This window comes from uncultured Microbulbifer sp. (assembly GCF_947498635.1).
In the GTDB taxonomy this organism is placed as follows: Bacteria; Pseudomonadota; Gammaproteobacteria; order Pseudomonadales; family Cellvibrionaceae; genus Microbulbifer; species Microbulbifer echini.
The window spans coordinates 1-17,662 of record NZ_CANMKV010000060.1 but is presented as its reverse complement, the minus strand read 5'-3'; the positions used below and the strand labels follow the sequence as shown (position 1 = coordinate 17,662).

At 46.6% G+C, this 17,662-nt stretch carries 13 protein-coding genes and 1 pseudogene; 9 read left to right on the top strand and 5 right to left on the bottom strand.

Annotation, left to right across the window (positions count from 1 at the left end; all coding sequences use genetic code 11):
* The first annotated feature begins 857 nt into the window (after positions 1-857).
* Positions 858-1,262, top strand: a complete 405-nt coding sequence (locus Q1A69_RS19045) for a nuclear transport factor 2 family protein (RefSeq protein ID WP_299589154.1) — start codon at positions 858-860, stop codon at positions 1,260-1,262.
* A gap of 389 nt (positions 1,263-1,651) precedes the next feature.
* Here Q1A69_RS19045 and Q1A69_RS19040 read toward each other — a convergent pair whose 3' ends face one another.
* Positions 1,652-3,865, bottom strand: coding sequence for a M3 family metallopeptidase (locus tag Q1A69_RS19040; protein ID WP_299589152.1), 2,214 nt, complete (start codon positions 3,863-3,865; stop codon positions 1,652-1,654).
* Positions 3,866-4,077: 212 nt separating this feature from the next.
* Here Q1A69_RS19040 and Q1A69_RS19035 point away from each other — a divergent pair, with 212 nt between their 5' ends.
* The 3 genes from Q1A69_RS19035 to Q1A69_RS19025 all read left to right on the top strand — a co-directional run bounded on the left by Q1A69_RS19035 (position 4,078) and on the right by Q1A69_RS19025 (position 6,268).
* Entirely contained in the window at positions 4,078-4,212 is a 135-nt protein-coding gene (locus Q1A69_RS19035) for a hypothetical protein (protein WP_299589149.1), read from the top strand.
* Between the two features lie 555 nt (positions 4,213-4,767).
* A complete protein-coding gene (locus Q1A69_RS19030; protein WP_299589147.1) occupies positions 4,768-5,385 on the top strand; it encodes a glutathione binding-like protein in 618 nt (205 codons plus the stop codon).
* A 250-nt stretch (positions 5,386-5,635) separates the two neighbouring features.
* A complete protein-coding gene (locus tag Q1A69_RS19025; RefSeq protein ID WP_299589145.1) occupies positions 5,636-6,268 on the top strand; it encodes a hypothetical protein in 633 nt (210 codons plus the stop codon).
* Positions 6,269-6,405: 137 nt separating this feature from the next.
* Here Q1A69_RS19025 and Q1A69_RS19020 read toward each other — a convergent pair.
* Together Q1A69_RS19020 and Q1A69_RS19015 are read right to left on the bottom strand one after the other, a co-directional pair.
* Positions 6,406-6,689 (bottom strand): annotated as a pseudogene (locus Q1A69_RS19020) (IS1595 family transposase); the annotation flags it as partial.
* 503 nt (positions 6,690-7,192) lie between these two features.
* Complete coding sequence (locus Q1A69_RS19015) at positions 7,193-7,963, bottom strand: class I SAM-dependent methyltransferase (protein ID WP_299589143.1); 771 nt, start codon at positions 7,961-7,963, stop codon at positions 7,193-7,195.
* A 445-nt stretch (positions 7,964-8,408) separates the two neighbouring features.
* Here Q1A69_RS19015 and Q1A69_RS19010 point away from each other — a divergent pair, with 445 nt between their 5' ends.
* A complete protein-coding gene (locus Q1A69_RS19010) occupies positions 8,409-9,209 on the top strand; it encodes an IclR family transcriptional regulator (protein ID WP_299589140.1) in 801 nt (266 codons plus the stop codon).
* 59 nt (positions 9,210-9,268) lie between these two features.
* Here the strand turns inward: Q1A69_RS19010 and Q1A69_RS19005 are convergent, their stop codons facing one another.
* Together Q1A69_RS19005 and Q1A69_RS19000 are read right to left on the bottom strand one after the other, a co-directional pair.
* Positions 9,269-10,396, bottom strand: a complete 1,128-nt coding sequence (locus Q1A69_RS19005; protein ID WP_299589137.1) for an acyl-CoA dehydrogenase — start codon at positions 10,394-10,396, stop codon at positions 9,269-9,271.
* Between the two features lie 27 nt (positions 10,397-10,423).
* The gene (locus Q1A69_RS19000; protein WP_299589134.1) at positions 10,424-11,623 is read right to left on the bottom strand and encodes an acyl-CoA dehydrogenase family protein; all 1,200 of its coding nucleotides are present in this window, start codon (positions 11,621-11,623) and stop codon (positions 10,424-10,426) included.
* A 463-nt stretch (positions 11,624-12,086) separates the two neighbouring features.
* On the opposite strand from Q1A69_RS19000, the gene Q1A69_RS18995 reads away from it, so the two are divergent.
* The 4 genes from Q1A69_RS18995 to Q1A69_RS18980 are packed head-to-tail and all read left to right on the top strand — an operon-like array spanning position 12,087 to position 17,622.
* Entirely contained in the window at positions 12,087-13,964 is a 1,878-nt protein-coding gene (locus tag Q1A69_RS18995) for an acyl-CoA synthetase (RefSeq protein ID WP_299589131.1), read from the top strand.
* Positions 13,965-13,996: 32 nt separating this feature from the next.
* Positions 13,997-16,099: a 3-hydroxyacyl-CoA dehydrogenase NAD-binding domain-containing protein gene (locus Q1A69_RS18990; RefSeq protein WP_299589128.1), complete on the top strand. Its 2,103-nt coding sequence runs from the start codon at positions 13,997-13,999 to the stop codon at positions 16,097-16,099.
* A 44-nt stretch (positions 16,100-16,143) separates the two neighbouring features.
* Positions 16,144-17,127, top strand: coding sequence for a DMT family transporter (locus Q1A69_RS18985; RefSeq protein WP_299589126.1), 984 nt, complete (start codon positions 16,144-16,146; stop codon positions 17,125-17,127).
* A 21-nt stretch (positions 17,128-17,148) separates the two neighbouring features.
* Positions 17,149-17,622 (top strand): PaaI family thioesterase, encoded by a 474-nt coding sequence (locus Q1A69_RS18980; RefSeq protein WP_299589123.1) that lies wholly within the window; start codon positions 17,149-17,151, stop codon positions 17,620-17,622.
* The last annotated feature ends 40 nt before the right edge of the window (positions 17,623-17,662 follow it).

The window sequence follows — 17,662 nt, the reverse complement described above, 5'->3', positions numbered from 1 at the left end:
CGGCAACGCTTACCCCAACTTTGACCGCCAGTGCTAGGGCATCTTTTCTATATTCCTCTGAGTATTGTTTACGAGTGATTTTGGTTGATTTACTTCATCGTGTCATAGGGCACCTCTGCTGCGTAGTTTATCGCTTAAGAGAGTGTCCGTCTTTTGTGGGTAGGATCACCTCAACTATGAATTCATATAGTATGCGTAGCACTTTGCCCGGTAGAATCTTACCTCATTGATCCAGTTGTATTCACCCAGCTGCTCCAGGCCATAGGGTGACGGCAGGCATCATCGGGTTCTATAAGTCGTGCCAAGCAAACTAAAAGAATTCGGCATACATGCATCAGAGTTGTCTGAGTGGGGACGGAGCTATGGCCTTCTAGGCAGCGATCCCAAAGACACACCAACCGCGCTCCTAATACGCGAAATGATCAATGCCTTCAATACATTGCCCTGCTCGAGTCAATCACAAGCTGAGTAGCAGAGTTAGCACTCGATATCCTCATCAGAATAAATGAAGTGAACTAGCCAATGTTGCCGATTGCCAATTGAAAGATCACTACAGGGCCTAGATTGCCCAACCAAGTACAATACCGGGGTAAAACTCACGGATAAAGCGGAGTCAATAAAGAACCACCCGTATGGGGCTTGATCAGGCGATAAAATTGATGAAAATACATTATTTAGAAGTGCCCTAAAATAATGGCGGGAGATTTTTCTTCACCCCTTGCCCCAGACCTGCGGCTTACACAATGCAAACGCAGAAGGATATTCTGCCACCAGCCGTTTTCTTTTTGCACTTCTAGCTAAGTAGCTGAGCACAGGGTTATGCGTACCTGAAGATCTTTTAATTTTATGGAGCCTTTATGAACGAACAAGCCACAAAAAAAATAGAATCACTCCTTATGGAGTGGGCCGAGTCTACCCGACATGATAAAAAGGACAGTATTTTAAATAATCATTTTCCAAATGCCGTAATTTTCGACGTACTTGCTCCAATGCAATACCAAGGCACTGAGGCTTATAGAAAAAGTTTTGATGAATGGCAACCGCCTTTTGAAACCCCCTCACTGTTCGAATTGAAGGAGCTGAGAATTACTTCAGGAGAGGAGGTTGGTTTTGCTCATTGCCTTATAAGCTGTGGCGGTACTTTACCCGATGGCAAAGAGATCCGAGATACTGTGCGGGCCACTTTTTGTTTCAGCAAAGTGGACGAAACATGGCATGTTGCCCATCACCACATTTCCACACCAGCCAAAACAGGTAATTAACACACGAAACAAACGACTACGGCTCTGCGCCAAATGTTTAAGCGGATGTGTACTCAGCCAAGCGACCCAATAAATAAATGACGGAAGATCAACGCATTGGGATCTTAGTTAATGGATAAACAAACTAGATCCCAGTACCGAGCTCCTAACCTGTCACTGTTAACTGAGAGCATCAGGTAGAAACCGTAAGGTAAAAGCGCCGTATTTAATAGGTAAGTAAGTTTCTTAGCCCTCGCGCAAAGGTAATCTTTCGCACTCAACCTGGAGTGAAAATTACCCGCCAATTTTCACTTAGATCTACTGATAGTGTCATCCTGACAGGGCTCAGACACTAAAAAAGCCGCATCCAAAGATGCGGCTTTTCGAGAACCAATTATTGGATCAATCATTTAGTTCTTAGCGGCAACACTACTCTCTTTCTTCTCGGGAATCGGGAAGCCACGATCGCGCATTAGTGCTTCGATATTTGCATCTCGACCGCGGAAAGCACGGTAGGCATCGGCGGGGTCCACGGCATTGCGCGGGGCAAACAGGTGTTTCACCAGTTTTGCGGCCACGTTCTTATCGTAGAAACCACCCTTGGACTCCGCAAAAGCTTCAGAGGCGTCAGAGGTCAGCACGTCGGCCCACATGTAGCCGTAATAACCGGCTGAATAACCTTCACCAGAGAAGATATGGCCAAAGTGCGGAGTACGGTGACGCATTACCAGCTCTTTAGGCATACCCAGTTTTTCCAGGGTTTCGCGCTCGAATTTATCCGGATCAATACCTTTCGGATCGACAGTGTGGAATTTCAGATCGATCAGGGCAGAAGCCAGGTACTCGGTGGTGGCAAAGCCCTGATTGAACTTGGCCGCCTTCTTGATCTTGGCAACCAGATCTGCTGGGATCGGCTCACCAGTTTTGTAATGCACCAAGTAGTTATCGATCACCGCATCGGTAGACAACCAGCGCTCCAACAACTGGGATTGGAATTCGGTGTAGTCACGCACACCGCTATTCAGGGTTGGGTAGGTCACATTGGAGGCCAGGAAGTGCAGCGCGTGCCCAAACTCGTGGAAGAAGGTCTCCGCATCATCCCAGCTCACCAATACAGGCTCGCCCGGTGCACCCTTGATAAAGTTGGAATTGTTAGAAGAAAGTACGTTCTTCTTACCATCAAAGGTGGAGTGGTCGCGGTACATGGTGGCCCAGGCCCCGGAACGCTTGCCGGCGCGGGCGAATGGGTCCAGGTACCAGAGGCCGATGTGCTCGCCACTGGTTTTATCGGTCACTTCCCAGACTTTAACGTCTTCGTGGAATACCGGTACTGAACCTTCTTTGACTGGGGTGAATTCGAAGTTAAACAGTTCACCAGCTACGTAGAACATAGCTTCGCGCAGGTTATCAAGTTGCAGATACTGCTTTACTTCATCGGAGTTTAGGTCGTACTTGTCTTTGCGCACTTTTTCCGCGTAGTAGCGGTAGTCCCAAGGCTCAATGGTGATATTGGCTTTCTCGGCATCCGCCACAGCCTGCATATCCGCCACCTCTTCCTTCACGCGGGCAACCGCGGCAGGCCATACCGCCTCCATCAGCTCCATAGCACGCTCAGGGGTTTTTGCCATGCGATCCTGCAAGCGCCATTGGGCGTAATTATCGAAACCCTGCAGACCCACACGCTCATCGCGCAACGTCAGAATTTCGGCAATGAGTGCATTGTTATCGTGCTCATCACCATTGTCACCACGGCTGTAATAATTGGTCCAAACCTGCTTGCGCAGCTCGCGATTGTCCGAGTACGTCAGGAAGGGATCCATGGAGGAACGGCTATTGGTAATTGCGTACTTACCTTTCTCGCCTTTCTCTTCCGCCATCGCCGCCGCAGCAGCGACAAAGGAGTCCGGTAGACCAGCCAGCTGCTCTTTACTCAGGAAGATATCGTAACCTTCCTCATCCGCCAGCACATTGTTAGAGAACGTGGTGTAAAGCTCTGCCAGACGCTTATTGATCTCGGCGTAGCGCTCCTTGGCTTCACCCTCCAGGGTGGCGCCACTCGTGGAGAATTGGGTGTAGATCAGGTCAACAACACGCTTTTGCTCTGCATCCAGATCCATGGAGTCGCGCTGGTCGTAAATCGCCTTGATACGCTTGAACAGTGCTTTGTTTTGATAAATCTTGGACTCGTAATCCGCCCAGATAGGAGCCAGCTCCTGCTGAACCTTGCGGAACTCTGGGGAGGACATGTTGGCGGCCCAGATCCCATAATAAGCTGTTGCACGACCCAGCTCTGCACCACTGCGCTCCATAGGCACAATGGTGTTGGCAAAAGTAGGCTTAGCGGAGTCAGCAGCAATCGCTTTGAGTTCAGCCAGGCTCATCTCAATGCCCTTCTCAATCGCGGGCTTGAGATCCTCCAACTCCATCTTGTCAAACGCAGGCACACCGCCATAGGGACCGATCCAATCGGCCAGCAAAAGGTTATCTGACTGTTGGGCCATGGCGTTCTTGGACTGTTCAGCCTTTACCGAATCCTTCACATTCTCGTCCTTCTGTGCCTTCTCTCCACAGCCGGAAGCGGCCAGGGCCGCAGCAATGGAAAGTGCGATCATTGTCCGACGCATTCGCTATCTCCTTCTAAGATAGAGTCTTGTAGTAGTTTTAAGAGCCGGAGTTTACCTCTGTTGGCCTTTCCCGGCCAATCCTCCTGCCGCAGCGCCCAGGGGCTACGTTCAAGCGAGTGATTTTTGCGACAACTTACCTCTAAGCGGGAAAGGGCGCAGATAGATGACAAGAGACGCCGATATTGATAACAAACACCTCAATGGTTTAGATAATGAGCGAAAATTCACCGAGAAAGATAGATGAAGCTAGAGATGCCCCACTGCCCATGACCCATGACGGCACACTGCAACCAGCTGACAACACCAAAGTGCGTCGACAGACTATGCCACTAGCAACCCAGTTTTGAGCATTTACAGCGAGCCAAAAAAATAAAAACCCAAAAAAACCTAAAATACTAAAATTTTATTTCACGTGTCATCAAAATCAAATATCGATACTCTATAATTTCTGCTCACTCGTCCCCAGCTAACTAGGCAATATCGCCTAAGGAGAGTGCATAAATAGAAATAAGGTGTTTGCTTGATCAAGACAAAATTCCCTACAGGATCTACTCATTATCGGAGAACACCCTCCTATTATTATGGGTAACAACCTGCAAATAACACTAAACCGACACTTTTCCGCCAGACAGTGGCCACTCAAAGCTCACAGAAAAGCAAAGTAACTGAGCGTGTTATTCAACCTAATATCCTTTTGTCTATCACGGAAGTTGAGATTTTGAAAGAAGCTACTAGGATCGCTTCAATAGAAAACCTCACGCCCTAGATTGCCAACCTAACCGACACACAACTTCCTCTCACTATATTTAATATCAAAAAGAAAACCAATAAGTGAAACATCCCGCTAGGATGTTAACCGGTATAAAACCATACCACACACGCAAACCAAGCCGAATATTTCTATGAAACTTTACTTCTCACCTTTCGCGTGTTCTCTCGCCGCTCGCATTGCAATTTATGAGGCCAAACTAGATTGTGAGTTTGTGCGAGTCAACTTAAATAAAAAGGTCACTGAATCTGGAATAGACTTCTGGACCATCACAGACAAAGGAAAGGTTTCAGCCTTAGCTCTGGATAGTGGTCGCGTTCTCACTGAAAACCCTGCAGTTTTACAATACATAGCCGATCAAGCGGCGCCAGGGTCATTAATTCCCGTAGAAGATCGGGAAGATCGATACGAGGTCATCTCATGGTTAAGCTTTGTCACATCAGAAATACATAAAATGGGGGTTTACCCCCTAGCCTCCCCACATTTTTCCAATGAAATGAAAGCTATCAGCAATGAACTTGTACAACGACAACTCACACTAGTTAACGCCACATTGCAAAATAGAGACTATCTTTCTGGAAATTTTAGTATCGCCGATGTCTATCTATTCTGGGCGCTGACACTCTTACCGAAACTGGGTTTTCCATTGCCTGAAGCGCTTAAGGTCCTGCCAGTTTATCAAGAGAGGCTAAACAAGCGCCCAGCCTTTCGAAAGGCCCTTGATGAAGAAGTAGCATTAGCCGTCAAGTAATCCCACCCGATAGGGAAACTCACAACCTTAATAGTCCCATACCCACTCTTCTAGCTTACCCCCTGAAATCGGGTATTTTAACAGCAGGTGCCGCAACCTGGCCGGCCCACCTGCTTCGACCAGATAAACACCTCAAGTCCTGTAAATTCCGCTGGCAAGGCATTAAACATGAATACCACAGGTAAAAACCTGTCGAACATTAAAAAATGTATGCATACTGATATCAAAATTCAATGAAAGGCTCCCTAAAATGACAATATTCGACACTGTGAAAATCCCTGATACAGACTTATGCAAAATGACTTTGAAATTCGTTCAGGGTAATCATGATACTTTTCTACTAAATCATGTAATGAGAACCTATTTCTTTGGAGCATGCGCTGGACAAGCAGCTTCGGCAAAAATTGATCTGGAAATGCTTTTTCTAGGATCTACCCTTCACGATCTAGGCCTGGTGAAACCATATGTGAAAGATAAAAGATTTGAAGTCGATGGGGCAAATGGCGCCGCAGCTTTTCTTCATGAGAAGGGGTACCCAGAAGAAAAGATAGAAGTGATATGGGATGCAATTGCGTTGCATTCAACATTAGAAATTGCTCAACATAAAAGACCTGAAATCGCTCTGGTACAGTTCGGAGCAGGGATAGATATTGGTGCTATCCCAATAGATTCAATTGACAGCAAAACGATCGATGAAATAATTGATCAGTACCCGCGGGTCAATTTTACGGAGCTAATGTTAAAACGCATAAGCGATGTAACATCAAAAAAACCTGAAACAACCATGTTCAACTTCACTGCTGATATCGCTGAGCGCTACAACAAGGAGTTTAAAAGAACTAACTTTTGTGACCTTATGCACAATTCAGATTTCTCTGAATAATCATTCCTCTATCGTATAGCACATTGGTGAAATGACAATAGAAGAGTCCCCGCCCCCAGGAAAAACCCCATCAAATTGAAATACTGTTAAAAACAGCCAAACAGCTTGTATTGGTGATCTCACTCCATCATCACCTACATGAGTTTCTGCTTCATACACCAAGTTGCGTTGTATGAGATACCCAAATGACTTGGAAACTCCATACAAGAGATGCCTTTTCAGCCTGGGTGATAAGAAAAATACCAAGGAACCAAGTTATAAGGGGTAACTTAGTGGAATCGAAGATCGTACGGGAAGTAATCGACGTCTGGCGCCGACAGCGATTACATCATTTGAGCTTTCGGTGAGAGAGATCACAATCCTTGCCATGCCAACAGTGAGGACAAGAAAATCCATTTGCCCAACGACTTTGGCATAGAGCCGCGGTACCATTTACGTACTTTATTCTGAATTCTGATCCAGAAGTAGAGGCCTTTAATAGGGGCAACTATAGTAGTCCCATGATAACTGTGAAAAGCCTCCTTTCCCCAAAATATCTTTTCTCCCTTTGTACATAGAGTAAATTTTTAGATTTTGTTGAAACGCTTTGTGTACAAAATCAGGTAGTTTAATAAATTTTCCTTCTCGAATACTCCAGCAATACATTGCTTCATCATTATAGATAGCAAAGTGATAATTCCGCTTTCTTGCGCTGGCCACTCCACCTCCAACCTCTTGTGAAGGTATATATAATTTAAACTATACGGCCTGCTTTATTACTTCTTTCAAATCTATATAATCAAAAGAGGTGATAAAATATGCAGCCTCGGATCTTTTATGCGGAGCAATGTTGCAATAATTATTTTCACCTAAGGAACCTCTGAATAATTCCGAGCCAATTTGTTAGTATTCAGAGGTTCCTTAGGAAAAAAACAAAAACACCATTTAACGTTTAAAACCCTTAATAGAATATATCAGAGGAATGTCCTGTTCTTTGTGAGAAAGGTAAAATCGACCTTTTTCTCGCTCCTCCATCCCATCAAAACAATTATACGGGCTAAAAGGGTACTCTTTAAAATGAGTGATATGTATACCAGCATTGAGTAAGGCTCCAATCACATCACTAATTGGATACACCCATGTAACGATCGTTAATCTTTCTCCCGAATCATTCTCGGTATAGGTGCCCTCCTCTTCGATATCCGGTTTCGAGTTATGAAAGTAGCTATAGCCCAAAAATATATCAATAAAAGGGTGAAACTCTGCCATATAAAAAGTACCGCCCGATTTCAAACTACGCGATACTACATCCGCCCATTTTTGGATATCTGGCAACCAGCAGAGAACCCCATAAGATGTAAATACAATATCATACTGGTCCTGTGTACTTTCACCAAAACCATATAGATCAGAACAAATAAAATGTCCTTGTAAACCCAATGCCTCTGAGAGTGACTTGGCTTTTTCAATGGCAACTGATGAGAAATCAACGCCTGTAACCCTAGCCCCCAACCTCGCCCAAGACAAAGTATCCAATCCAAAATGACACTGTAAATGAAGTAAACTTTTACCAGCAACATCACCCAGCTCACTTAATTCAATCTCCTTAAGTGCACTCTTTCCTTCTAGAAATCCATTAACGTCGTAGAACGTTGAATCTACATGTATTTTTGTACGCTTATCCCACAAATCTCTATTTACCGTTAAATAATCCATATTTTTATCTTACAAAATTATCATTCTTGCCTTTTCTAAAATATTACGTTGATAGCCTGATCACAAACCTTCACCATTATAATGGTCAACCCGGAAATACAATACTAGATATACTAATCAAATTTTACTAGTCGTTGATTTATGTAAACTTTAACCGGAGTTAAATATAAAGTGAATCATTATCTATAATTTTTTCACGTTAAAAGCTATTAATGTTGTGTGTTACAGTCGCGGCAAAGGATTAGCCCCAACTACGACCAACCATGCCTAACTTCTACAACCGTCAAATCCTACAGTAACACCACCAATCAATTAGAAGCTGACTAGAAATTTCTCCGATCAGGATTCTTAACCTTGATGCCCCCATATGTAAAATACAGGCATATCCTTCTGTCACATCGGCAAAAATTGTATAATTGTCATGATCAAAGCAGGATTTTAGCCCATGGTTTCATTGAGTGATCTCCCCAGAAGAAAAGACACCGAACCCGACCGCAAGTTTATTGAAGCCCTGGCCCGTGGCCTGGATGTACTCAGAGCATTTCAGCCCGGCGATGGTTTTCTGGGCAACCTCGAGATTGCCCAACGTACTGGACTACCCCGTTCCAGTATCTCACGAGTGACTTACACACTCACCAAGCTGGGCTATTTGACCTATTCTGAGAGACTGGAAAAGTATCAACTGGGTAGCGGAGTACTGGCTTTGGGTTACGCCTTTGTCTCCAATCTTACTATCCGTCAAGTCGCCAAGCCTTTGATGCAGGACTTGGCCAACACTACGGGTACTGCGGTGGGATTGTCTGACCGCGACCGGCTCGATATGATTTTTGTTGAATTTTCTGCACCCGCCAATGTCACCGCTTTTCGCCATGAAATTGGGAATCGGGTGGCTATGGCTACCAGTGGCACTGGCCGAGCTTATCTGGCCGCACTTCCCCAGGAAGAACGCGAATATTTTTACCCATATCTTGAGAAAAAAGCCGTGGCGGACTGGCCGAAAACCAAAGCCGGTATTGAAGAGGCAGTAATAAGTTACCAGCAACATGGTTTCTGCTGTTCTTTTGGCGACTGGAATCGCGATGTAAATGGAATCGCAGTTCCTTTACAACTAAGCCAAGGACATATCTACACGTTTAATGCCGGTGGCCCCGCCTTCCGGCTCAATCCCGAATTTCTCGAAAACGAAGTCGCCCCCTTATTAAAAAACATGGTCAGCAATATTAAGACGATGTTGATTCGCCTCTAAAATACTCTGAGGTTCACAGCCAAAAATCTTCTACCAACCTTCAGCTGTGAACCCTCGAATTAGTGCTCGGCAAACCGCAAGGTGTGGAAATCTGTGCTGCCAAAAAGGTACTGAATTGTTGTCAAGCGTTTAAAGAAGTGGCTTACATCCAATTCTTCAGTTACACCGATTCCACCATGTATCTGTATGGCCTCCTGACCAATTAGCCTAGCGGCCTTACCAATACGGCTTTTCGCAGCGGAGACAGCTTTAGGCGCTGCACCCTTGTTACTATCCCATTGCAAGACTGCCATTAACAAAATTGATCGAGCCTGTTCATACTCTGTGAACATATCCACCATTCGATGCTGTAACGCCTGGAATTTACCAATAGCAACACCAAACTGTTCTCGAGTTTTTGTGTACTCCACAGTTTTCTTATAAATTTTTTCCATTGCGCCCACAGCCTCTGCGCAGAGCGCTAGTGTGGCTCGATCGATAGATTTTTCAATTGCAGGTAAGGCCGTACCCTCAACACCTATCCGATTTGCCTCAGGGACTTTCACATTTTTAAATTTCACTTCCGCTGCACGGTGCCCATCTACGGTACGGTAACATTGGCGAGAAACACCCTCACTATCGGCATCCACCATTAAAAGGGTAACACCTTCTCGGTCATACTGGACTCCACTGGTACGCACGGTAACCAGCAATTTATCTGCAGCCTCAGCATTGAGGACAACCGCCTTGTGGCCATTCAGGATGTAAGCGTCACCTTCTTTTTTCGCGTTGGTTGTAATGTCTGCAAGGTTGTATCGGCTCTGGGATTCGGCAAAGGCAAAAGCCAGCTGCAACTGTCCCTCCATTAATAGACCTAACAACTCCCTTTTCTGTGCCTCACTGGCACTATCGGCAATCAGCCCACCACTCAAAACCGCAGTCGCCAAGAAGGGCTCCACCACCAATCCACGGCCAAATTCTTCCATTAGAACCATCAGGTCTACAGCAGAGCCACCCAAGCCACCATCCTGTTCGTTAAAAGGCACCATGAGCCAGCCCAGCTCGGCAAACAACCGCCAGTTTTCCAGGCTAAAGCCTGTATCACTGCTCACCAATTTACAACGACGATGAAAGTCATAATCCTGTTGAACAAACTTACTAACACTGCTTTGTAGCATTTGCTGCTCTTCACTATAGGAAAAGTCCATTGTTCCAATCCTCATCAGATGCAAAATTTACAGGCCAAGCACCCATTTGCTAATAATATTTTTCTGGATCTCATTACTACCGCCGTAAATTGATGCTTTGCGGTTATTTATATATCGTGGCGTACTACTGGTAATGAGTCCGGGACCGACCATTTCTCCGTCAAAATCACTTTTAAACTGATCCTTTACAAATGGCATTCCATAGTAACCAGCAATTTCCACATAGAGCTCATCTAGACGCTGAGCCACCTCAGTTCCTTTTATTTTCAGGATTGAAGATTCCGCACCCGGAGCATTACCGGTACTGATGGCCGCAAGTGTGCGTAATTCGGTGAACTCTAAAGCCAGTAACTCTATTTCAACTTCAGCAACTTTTTGTGCAAAAATGGTGTTATCTAGCAGATTAGTGCCACTATCGCCTGTTTCTTTTGCCACGCTTTTTAAATTTTGTAAGCGTTTTTTAGCTATGGCAACTCGTGCAATTCCGGTGCGTTCATGAGTCAACAATACCTTGGCGTAGGTCCAGCCCTGGCCCTCTTCCCCAATACGATTTGCCACCGGCACCCTTACATTATCGAAATGCACCTCATTAACCTCGTGGTATTCCCCGAGAGTGGTGATTGGCGATACGGTTATGCCGGGGCACTTCATATCAATCAACAGAAAACTAATGGCTGCCTGATTTTTAACTTCTGGCTCACCGGTACGCACCAAGCAAAAAATCCAATCGGCGTAATGCGCCAGGGTGGTCCAGGTTTTGGTGCCGTTGACAAGGTAGGCATCACCATCGCGAACGGCCGTAGTTTTTAATGAGGCCAAATCGGAACCAGCGTTTGGCTCCGAATAACCCTGGCACCACCAGACATTACTTTGCAGAATATCGGGAAGAAAACGCTTTTTTTGTTCTTCGCTGCCGTAGGTAAAAATGACTGGCGCAACCATATTCAACCCAAATGGAATCACATCTGGTGCTCCGAAATTGGCGCATTCGTTGGCCCAAATATATTTCTGGGTCGACGTCCAACCTGTGCCGCCATATTCAACCGGCCAGTTGACTGCAGCCCAACCCTTTTCATAGAGAATTTTTTGCCAACGAACAAAATTTTCCTTAGCTAAAGGGATTTCTTTAAGTGTGCTTTCTCTAATATCTGGCGGTAATTTCTCGCGTAAGAATTGCCGAACATCCTGTTGGAAAACTAACTCCTCTGGGGAAAAGTCCATATTCATTCGCTTGCTCCTTTTGTTTTTGGAGAGGTAGTAAAGAGCGATTTATCTAGCAAACTTCTTATTTAGGCCGAGTAGTTGCGGTGAACCAGATTGAGAATTTTCCACAACCGGCGATACCAATCTTCAGCCTCGCTAGCTTAAGGGGCATCCACTGTTTTCTTCCAGAGCCAATCCAGATTGTGTAGATCACCGGTATTACATTGAATACATATCTCTCTGAACTATTTGCAATTCAAAGAATTAACCGCCTTGCTGAAAGGAATCTAATGCCATTCTCATAATTTGGACTCTCTTACACCGCATGCCAGGATGTTTTAAATGACATTTTTACTGGATGCAGCTTAAAACGGTGGCTCGGCTCACCTAAACAAATGAAAAACTACCACTTAATTCCGCAGAGTGGAATGCCGATATCACTTTTGCTATGGTCGTCATTATAATAACCAAAGTGAGAGAAGCCCCCATGTCGATCACGCCATCGCAATCCGCCAGTCCCACACTGCAGTCTCTTGCAGAAATTCAAACCTACGAAAAAGTCCCTCTCTCGCAACGTTATCCGTGGGAGAGCACCTTTGACCTTATCCGACAGTCCGCCCGTCTCTATCAAAAAGATGCAGCCATCGAGTTTCTACCGACTGCCGCCCCAGATGAAGAAACCATTTCCGTAAGTTTTTCCCAGTTGTCAGAGCGGGTTCATCAAACTGCCAATCTGCTTCACACCCTCGGTATTACATCGACGGATACGATTACAATACTGCTACCCAACCTGCTGGAAACCCATTTCGCCCTCTGGGGGGCACAGGCGGCAGGTATTGCTAGCCCCATTAATCCGCTGCTGGAACCAGAGCACATCGTTGAGATCATGAATACCACCAAGGCCAAAGTGCTAGTCGCTCTTGGGCCAGATCTGAGTGAGGAGATGTGGGGTAAAGTAAAGAAAGTCATCGGGCGAGTACCAACTCTTCAGGCGCTCCTACTGGTTAGCCAAAAACCAGCACATATGGTGACAGTACCCACCGGCGTACGAGTGGAAAACTTTGTCACAGCCATTAAGCAGCAGCCTGATGCCCATTTAATAAGTGGGCGCACCATCCATGGGGACGATATCGCCAGCTATTTTCATACCGGGGGCACAACCGGACACCCAAAGGTTGCCCGCCTCACTCATAGTAATATTGCCTTTGTGGCTCAGCTCAGTGCGGATACCACCGCAAACAAGGGGCGCTTCGCCACCCTGAGTGGCCTCCCCCTGTTTCATATATTCGGCACAGTCGTTGCCGGTATTGGCACTCTGCTCTCTGGTCGCACGATCGTTATAATGACCCCAGAGGGCTTTCGCTCGCCCAATGTGCTGCCCAACTGGTGGCACCATGTCGCCCGTTTTCGTGTTCAAGGGTTTGTTACCGTACCCACGATCCTCGGCGTTTTGTTACAAATCCCTGTTGGTGACAATGACATTAGCTGCCTGACCGATATAGGCTGTGGGGCCTCTCCATTACCCACTGGGCTAAAGAATGCCTTCGAGGAAAAATTCAATGTGACAATCAGCAACGGCTATGGGATGACCGAATCCAGCTGCCTCCTCGCTCGCCCCCCCACCGACCTACAAGCTCCCGACGGCAGTGTTGGCCGGCGTCTTCCCTATATGGAGATGCGGATTGCCGAAGTAGTCGGCAACCGGCTAATAAGAACCTGCAACGCCGGTGAGGTCGGTATTGTGCTGGCACGAGGGCCACATATTTTCTCCGGCTACCTCTCCGAGGAGGACAATGCTAAGGCTTGGGTGGATCACGATTGGTTCAATACCGGTGATATGGGATATCTCGATGGGGATGGCAACTTATTCCTGACTGGACGTGCAAAGGACTTAATTATTCGCGGCGGCCACAATATCGATCCCGCATTGATAGAAGAACCTTTATCTCGGCACCCCGCTGTTGCCATGGCCGTTGCAGTTGGCCAACCCGATGCCTATGCTGGGGAAGTTCCAGTTGCTTATGTCACCCTTTACCCCTCCGACAACCCTCCCAGCGAGGAGCAGCTGATCGATTACTGCCGCACCCAAATTTCTGAGCGGGCAGCCATCCCTAAACGAATCGAAATCATTGATGAAATTCCATTAACTGCTGTGGCCAAAGTGTTTAAGCCTGCGCTGCGCAATCGCGCCACAGAATATGTGGTTGGCCAAGCATTACAGGAAAACAATATTGCCGCAGAACTCTCTGCCAGCTTCGATGCTTCTCGCGGTCAGATCGCAAAAGTGCGACTGGAACAAGCTTCAAACAAACCTGCAGCAGAAGAGGCCCTGGAAAATTTACCTGTAGCACTGGAATTTGATTAAGCGCAAAAATTTCTTAAGATCTGGAGGGAGCTATGTCTGCCGTACATTACGAACTCATAGGCAATATCGGGGTTATTCGACTAAACAATCCCCCCGTTAACGCCCTATCGCAAGCATTACGAGAAGGTTTATGGGGCGCCATTAAAAACGCCCAAGATGATACATCCCAGGCACTGATTTTACTGTGTGAAGGCCGCACCTTTATCGCAGGTGCCGACATTACGGAGTTTGGCAAGCCTCCGCAGGCTCCTGCACTATCCGAAGTAATTGCAGAAATTGAAAATTCTCACAAACCCGTAATTGCCGCCATTCACGGCACAGCTTTGGGCGGGGGCTTCGAAGTAGCGCTGGCCTGTCACTATCGCTGCGCCCTGGCCTCCGCCAAGATTGGTCTGCCCGAAATCAAACTTGGTTTACTACCGGGTGCCGGCGGTACCCAACGCACGCCACGCTTGGCGGGTGTTGAAGCAGCACTGGAGCTAATCACCAGGGGCACTCCGATCTCTGCCGAAAAAGCCGAGAGTATGAATCTTATCGATCGGGTCATCGAAAATGATCTATTATCAGGTACCCTTACTTATGCCCATGAACTTATTCAGCGTAACGCGCCTACGCGCCGGGTCAGAGATATATGCATAGACCCAGCCAGTATTCCAGAGGGATTATTTGATGACTTCCGTCAGCGTCTGGAAAAAAGAACACGCGGTCAGCTTGCACCACAGCACATTGTTTCTTGCCTAGAAGCGGCTGTTAAGCTGCCCTTTGAGCAGGGGCTGGCAAAAGAGCTGGACCTGTTTATTGAATGCCTACTCTCCAGCGAGTCCGCAGCACTTAGACATCTGTTTTTTGCCGAACGTACTGCTACAAAAATCAAAGGGCTGCCTAAAGATACTCCCCCCAGGGAGATTAAGAGCGTTGGTATTATTGGTGGAGGCACCATGGGTGGAGGTATCGCCATGAATTTTGCCAATGCCGGCATCCCGGTCAAACTACTGGAGGTCAGTCAAACCGCTATTGAAAGTGGCCTAGCTGTGATCAGTAAGAATTACAGTATCAGCATGAATAAAGGGAAGCTCACAGAAGGCCAAAAAGCGCACTTTCTCTCGCTAATCCAGGGCACTACCAACTACTCTGAGCTAGCAGAAGTTGATCTGGTAATTGAGGCTGTTTTTGAAAATATGGCACTCAAACAGGAGGTTTTTACCAAGCTGGATCAGAGTTGTAAACCCGAGGCTATTCTCGCAACGAATACTTCCTTCCTGGATATCGATCAGATTGCCGCCGCCACCTCAAGACCTGAAAACGTTATCGGGTTACATTTTTTCAGTCCCGCAAATGTAATGAAACTACTCGAAGTAGTTCGCGGAACAAAGAGTACAGACCCCGTTATTTTCACTGCGATACAACTGGCAAAAACTATCAACAAGACTCCTGTACTTGCCGGTAACTGTTACGGCTTTATCGGCAATCGTATGCTGCTTCCTTATAATCGTGAGGCACAATTGTGCCTATTGGAAGGCGCCACTCCAGAGCAAATCGATTCGGTGATGGAATCCTGGGGTATGGCCATGGGTCCGATTGCCGTAGGTGACTTGGCCGGACTCGATATAGGTTTCAAGGCACGCCAGGGGTTAAGTGATGCCGAAAGAGGAGATCCAAAAACTTATTGTATTGCTGATGCCCTGGTTAAAATGGGCCGCCTTGGCCAAAAGAGTGGAGCCGGTTACTACCGCTATGACCCCGAAACCCGTGCACGCGTTAATGACCTGGAAGTACTAGCTATAATCGAAGCTCAGGCTGAAATTCAAGGGATAAAGCGTCGGAAAATCTCCAATAAAGAAATCCTCGAGCGGCTTACTTTCGCCCTAATTAATGAAGGCGCAAACATTCTGGAGGATGGCACGGCTCAACGTCCCAGCGACATCGATGTTGTATATGTTTACGGCTATGGCTTCCCCGCCCATCGCGGTGGTCCCATGTACTACGCCGACAACATCGGCCTGGCCAAAGTCTATGAATCGATTTGCGCATTCCATGATCGGCTGAGTGAAAACTGTTGGACTCCGGCACCGCTACTGGCTCGGCTTGCCCGGGAAGGCAGCACCTTCGCGAGCTGGGCAGATGACTCGCATTAATATGTGCTTTTACTCGATAAACTCTATCGAGTCACGGCAACATTATGACTAGGCCCTGCCGTCTAATTAAGTCTCAATTACCATCTGCTCAGGTATATCCAGCGATTCCATTATCATCGCAAGCCCCTCCCAAAAGGGGCGAAACGGATACCCGAAATAATAATTGGAAAGGTATCGGATTCGCACTGGCCACTGCTATAGTGGCCAGTAGTTCTGCCGCAGCGAGCAAATGGGTATCCGCGGCAGTTCCTGTACCATTGATAGTCCTCAGTCAATACAGTATCTGCCTATTAATATTGATTCCTTGGCTAGTGCGCCAATCCCCACCGAAGCTCGCAACACAACACTGGAAAACTCACCTGCTTCGTGGTTTTGCCGGATGGCTCTGCTTCATCACGTATTTTTCTGCACTCAGCAAAATCTCCTTAATGGAAGCCGGGTTATTGCGTAACGCCGCCCCTATTTTCGTTCCCCTTGTAATCTGGCTTTGGGCACATGCGCAGATAGCCCCAAAACGCTGGTTACCAATTTTGTTTGGACTAATGGGTATTAGTCTAATCCTACAGCCCAATATTGATGGCATTAGTATCGGCCATGCCTTCGGCCTGCTTTCAGGACTGGCCTTAGCCACCTCCATGGTAGGCACACGAATTCTCTCGCGCACGGATAGACCCAGCCTGATTTTGTTTTACTATATATTGATCTCACTTACCTGCAGCTTGCCGCTAGGTATTTATTACTGGCAACCCATTCCATTCTGGACCCTACCCTACCTGGCTTATAATGGAATTTCCGTATTGTTGGCAATATGGTGTTATACAAAGGCTTACAGCTACGCAAAACCTAGCGTGGTATCTCCAATCAGCTACTTTAGTGTAGTGATTTCGGGGGTGATTGGATGGCTGATTTGGCAAAACCTACCCAACACAATGGCTCTGATAGGGATATTTATTGTGATCGGTGCAGGATTACTCAGCATATACCTATCCACTCAAAAAGCTCTACCAGCAATTCCTACCTCTTCGTAGCTTCCAATAAGGCACCATCGGATGAACTGGCAACACAAAAAACAACCACCGTTCAATGAGCACTTGGGAGTCAAAATTGAAGAATGGCAAGAAGGCCGAGTGGTCATCAGTGTTGACCTGAAACCCGAGCACTTAAATAGCCAAGGTGCACCCCATGGGGGCTTTATTACTACCTTAATTGATATCGCGGGTTCCTATTGTGGTCTTTACTGTCCCAACCCAAACCGTCGACGGAAATCGCTAACACTTTCTTTAACCACTAATTTTACCGGCCAAGCCAAAACTAATCACTTAACCGCTATTGGTACACTAACCAGTGCCGGGTATAAAATATTTTATTCCACCACTGAGGTATTTGATAGCCAAGGGACCCTAATTGCAACGGGTCAAATGACAATGCGTTATCGCAGTGGTAGTGAAATATTAGAGGGCGAAGTTATTGAGGAAAGTCTCACTGAAAACCTGCATTCAACTCTGAAGTGCATCACCCTTTAGGTTGCTGCCTCAGCCGTATATTCTCCCAATATCTGACTAG

Coding starts and splice junctions, on each gene's coding strand:
- Q1A69_RS18990 (WP_299589128.1), top strand. CDS start 13,997: ATGTCTGCCGTACATTACGAACTCATAGGCAATATCGGGGTTATTCGA.
- Q1A69_RS19035 (WP_299589149.1), top strand. CDS start 4,078: ATGAGCGAAAATTCACCGAGAAAGATAGATGAAGCTAGAGATGCCCCA.
- Q1A69_RS19000 (WP_299589134.1), bottom strand. CDS start 11,623: ATGAATATGGACTTTTCCCCAGAGGAGTTAGTTTTCCAACAGGATGTT.
- Q1A69_RS19045 (WP_299589154.1), top strand. CDS start 858: ATGAACGAACAAGCCACAAAAAAAATAGAATCACTCCTTATGGAGTGG.
- Q1A69_RS18995 (WP_299589131.1), top strand. CDS start 12,087: ATGTCGATCACGCCATCGCAATCCGCCAGTCCCACACTGCAGTCTCTT.
- Q1A69_RS19005 (WP_299589137.1), bottom strand. CDS start 10,396: ATGGACTTTTCCTATAGTGAAGAGCAGCAAATGCTACAAAGCAGTGTT.
- Q1A69_RS19025 (WP_299589145.1), top strand. CDS start 5,636: ATGACAATATTCGACACTGTGAAAATCCCTGATACAGACTTATGCAAA.
- Q1A69_RS19040 (WP_299589152.1), bottom strand. CDS start 3,865: ATGCGTCGGACAATGATCGCACTTTCCATTGCTGCGGCCCTGGCCGCT.
- Q1A69_RS19015 (WP_299589143.1), bottom strand. CDS start 7,963: ATGGATTATTTAACGGTAAATAGAGATTTGTGGGATAAGCGTACAAAA.
- Q1A69_RS19010 (WP_299589140.1), top strand. CDS start 8,409: ATGGTTTCATTGAGTGATCTCCCCAGAAGAAAAGACACCGAACCCGAC.
- Q1A69_RS18980 (WP_299589123.1), top strand. CDS start 17,149: ATGAACTGGCAACACAAAAAACAACCACCGTTCAATGAGCACTTGGGA.
- Q1A69_RS18985 (WP_299589126.1), top strand. CDS start 16,144: ATGACTAGGCCCTGCCGTCTAATTAAGTCTCAATTACCATCTGCTCAG.
- Q1A69_RS19030 (WP_299589147.1), top strand. CDS start 4,768: ATGAAACTTTACTTCTCACCTTTCGCGTGTTCTCTCGCCGCTCGCATT.